The sequence below is a fragment of the Peterkaempfera griseoplana genome (assembly GCF_001418575.1).
Taxonomy (GTDB): Bacteria; Actinomycetota; Actinomycetes; order Streptomycetales; family Streptomycetaceae; genus Peterkaempfera; species Peterkaempfera griseoplana.
The window spans coordinates 1-3,346 of record NZ_LIQR01000417.1 but is presented as its reverse complement, the minus strand read 5'-3'; the positions used below and the strand labels follow the sequence as shown (position 1 = coordinate 3,346).

Genomic DNA, 3,346 nt, shown 5'->3' with positions numbered 1-3,346 from the left:
CCGCCGGCGGCAGCCGCACCGCCATGGGCGACCGCCACGAGCTGCTGGCCCGCTGTGTGGAGGCGCTCGGCCGTCCCGGCGTGGACGGCTTCCTGGGCACCGCCGACCTGGTGGAGGACCTCACGCTGCTGGGCGCGCTGGACAGCAGGCTGGTCCTGGGCTCCATGAACCGCGGCGGCCTGCCCGGCGCCGCCTTCGAACTCGACGACCGGTTCACCGGCTACGACGCCGCCGGCATCGCCGCCGCCGGGCTCGACGGAGGCAAGCTGCTGCTGCGGATAGACCCGCAGGACCCCGGTACCGCCACCACCCTGGAGAGCGCGGCCCGCGCCGTCGACGGCCTCAGCGAGCGCGGCCTGATGGCCCTGGTCGAGCCCTTCTCGTCACGCCGTGAGGACGGCAGGGCGCGCAATCTGCTCACCGCCGACGAGCAGATGTGGGCCAACAACATCGCCCAGGGGCTCGGCCGCACCACCGCCCACACCTGGCTGAAGGTGCCGGTGGTCGACGAGATGGAACGCATGATGTCCTCCACCACGCTGCCCACCCTGCTGCTCGGCGGCGAGGGCACCGGGGACCGCGACGCCATGTACCGGTCCTGGCAGCGGGCGCTGCGCATACCGCAGGTCCGCGGCCTGGTCCTGGGCCGCAGTGTGCTCTACCCGCCGGACGGGGACGTGTCGGCCGCCGTCGACACCGCCGTCTCCCTGCTCGACCGCTGAACCCGCCGGGCCCGTCCGGCAAGGCCCCGTTCCCCCGACGCCCGAGGAGAGCCCGTCCGTGAAGCTGCACCTGCCCGACGGCACCGCCGCCCGCGACGGCTACCGCTGCTGGATCGACCCGGCCACCGCCGGCTGGGACCGCTCCTCGCTGCGCATCCTGGACCTGCCCCCCGGCGGTGCCCGCACCCTGGACACCGACGACAGCGAATGGATCCTGCTGCCGCTGTCCGGCGCCGCCGCGGTGGAGTGCGACGGCGAGCGGCTGGAGCTGCACGGGCGGCCCGACGTCTTCACCGGCGTCAGCGACTTCGCCTATCTGCCGCGCGACGCCCGGGCCACCGTCACCTCGTCCGGCGGTGGCCGCTTCGCCCTGGCCGGCGCCCGCTGCGAGCGCCGGCTGCCCTTCCGCCACGGGCCCGCGGCCGGGGTGCCGGTGGAGGTCCGCGGCGCCGGGCGGGCGGCCCGGCAGGTCAACAACTTCTGCGCCGCGGACGTCTTCGAGGCCGACCGGCTGATCGCGGTGGAGGTGCTCACCCCTGCCGGTAACTGGTCGTCCTTCCCGCCGCACAAGCACGACCGCCACCGGCCGGGCCTGGAGTCGCAGCTGGAGGAGATCTACTGGTTCACCGTGGAACGCGGCGGACCGGCGTACCACCGGGTCCGCCCCTCCGGCCCGCACTCCCGCTCCGACGTACTGGCCGAGGTCCGCACCGGCGACGCCGTCCTCGTCCCGGACGGCTGGCACGGCCCGACCATGGCCGTCCCCGGCTACCACCTCTACTACCTCAACGTCATGGCCGGGCCGGACCCCGAGCGGGCCTGGCTGATCTGCGACGACCCCGACCACGCCTGGGTCCGCGACACCTGGGCGGACGAACCCGCCGACCCCCGACTCCCGTTCCCCGCAGCGAAGGGCCCGCAGCGATGACCCGACGTACCGTCCGGCTGACCACCGCCCAGGCACTGGTGCGCTTCCTGGCCGCCCAGTACACCGAGCGGGACGGCGAGCGCCGCCGGCTGATCGCCGCCACCTGGGGCATCCTCGGCCACGGCAACGTCGCCGGGGTCGGCCAGGCGCTGCTGGAGTCCGCCGCCGTGATGCCCTACCTCCAGGGCCGCAACGAGCAGGCCATGGTGCACGCCGCCGTCGGCTACGCCCGGCAGTGCGACCGGCTCTCCACCCATGCCGTCACCACCTCCATCGGCCCCGGCGCCACCAACCTGGTCACCGGCGCCGCCCTGGCCACCGTCAACCGGCTGCCGGTGCTGCTGCTCCCCGGCGACGTCTTCGCCACCCGACCCGCCGACCCCGTCCTCCAGCAGCTGGAGACCCCGTGGGCCGGCGATCTCAGCGTCAACGACACGCTGCGGCCGGTCTCCCGCTGGTTCGACCGCGTGTGGCGTCCGGAGATGCTGATCCAGGCGGCGCTCCAGGCCGTGCGGGTGCTCACCGATCCGGTGGACACCGGCGCGGTCACCCTCGCCCTGCCGCAGGACGTGCAGGCGGAGGCGTACGACTGGCCCGTGGACTTCCTGGCCGAACGCATCTGGCGGGTACGCCGTCCGCAGCCCGACCCCGTGGAACTGGCCGCCGTCGCGGACGCCGTGCGCGCCGCCCGCCGTCCGCTGATCGTGGCGGGCGGGGGAGTGCACCACAGCGGTGCCGAGCAGGCCCTGCGGGAGCTGGTGGACGCCACCGGCATCCCCGTCGCCGAGACCCAGGCCGGCAAGGGCTCACTGCCGTGGGACCACCCGGCGGCGCTCGGCGCCGTCGGGCACACCGGCACCACCGCGGCCAACCGGGCCGCGGCCCGCGCCGACCTGGTCGTCGGCGTCGGCACCCGCTGGACCGACTTCACCACCGCCTCGGCCACCCTCTTCGCCGAACCGGACGTCCGGTTCGCCAGTCTGAACATCGCCCCCGCTGACGCCTGCAAGCTGGCGGGGCTGCCCGTGGTCGCCGACGCCCGTACCGCCCTCGCCGCGCTCACCACCGCCCTGCACGGCCACCGCGCCCCCTGGGCCGGGGAGCACGCGCGGGACCTCGCACTCTGGCACCGCGCCGTCGACGCGGCCACGGCCGCCCCCGACCCGGCCGCCCGGCCCACCCAGGCCCAGCTGATCGGGGTGCTCCAGGAGGTGCTGCAGCCCAGGGACGTGCTGATCAACGCGGCCGGTTCGCTCCCCGGCGACCTGCACAAGCTCTGGCGGTCCCGTGACCGCCGCCAGTACCACCTGGAGTACGGCTACTCCTGTATGGGCTACGAGATCCCGGCGGCGATCGGGGTACGGCTGGCCGCCCCCGACCGGGAGGTCTTCGCGCTGGTCGGCGACGGCACCTATCTGATGATGCCCACCGAGCTGGTCACCGCGGTCCAGGAGGGCGTGAAGATCATCCCGGTGCTGGTGCAGAACCACGGCTACGCCTCCATCGGGGGACTGTCCGAGGCGGTCGGCGGCGAGCGCTGGGCCACCGCCTACCGCTTCCGCGCCGCCGACGGCGGCTACACCGGTGCGCCGCTCCCCGTGGACCTCGCCGCCAACATGGCCAGCCTCGGCCTCGAGGTGCTGCGCGCCGACACCGTCGCCGGCCTCCGCGACGCCCTGCGCGCCGCCCGGGCGGC

General features: G+C 75.1%; 3 protein-coding genes. All 3 read left to right on the top strand.

All coding sequences use genetic code 11. The features are described 5' to 3' along the window. A partial coding sequence (locus AOK09_RS28255; protein WP_055590083.1) for a Cgl0159 family (beta/alpha)8-fold protein occupies positions 1 to 722 on the top strand: 722 nt, incomplete at its 5' end. Positions 723 to 780: 58 nt separating this feature from the next. After that, positions 781 to 1,650 (top strand): 5-deoxy-glucuronate isomerase, encoded by an 870-nt coding sequence (gene iolB, locus AOK09_RS28250; RefSeq protein ID WP_055590082.1) that lies wholly within the window; start codon positions 781 to 783, stop codon positions 1,648 to 1,650. After that, the coding region (gene iolD, locus AOK09_RS28245) for a 3D-(3,5/4)-trihydroxycyclohexane-1,2-dione acylhydrolase (decyclizing) (protein ID WP_055590081.1) at positions 1,647 to 3,346 on the top strand (1,700 nt) is incomplete at its 3' end. The genes iolB and iolD, both read left to right, overlap by 4 nt.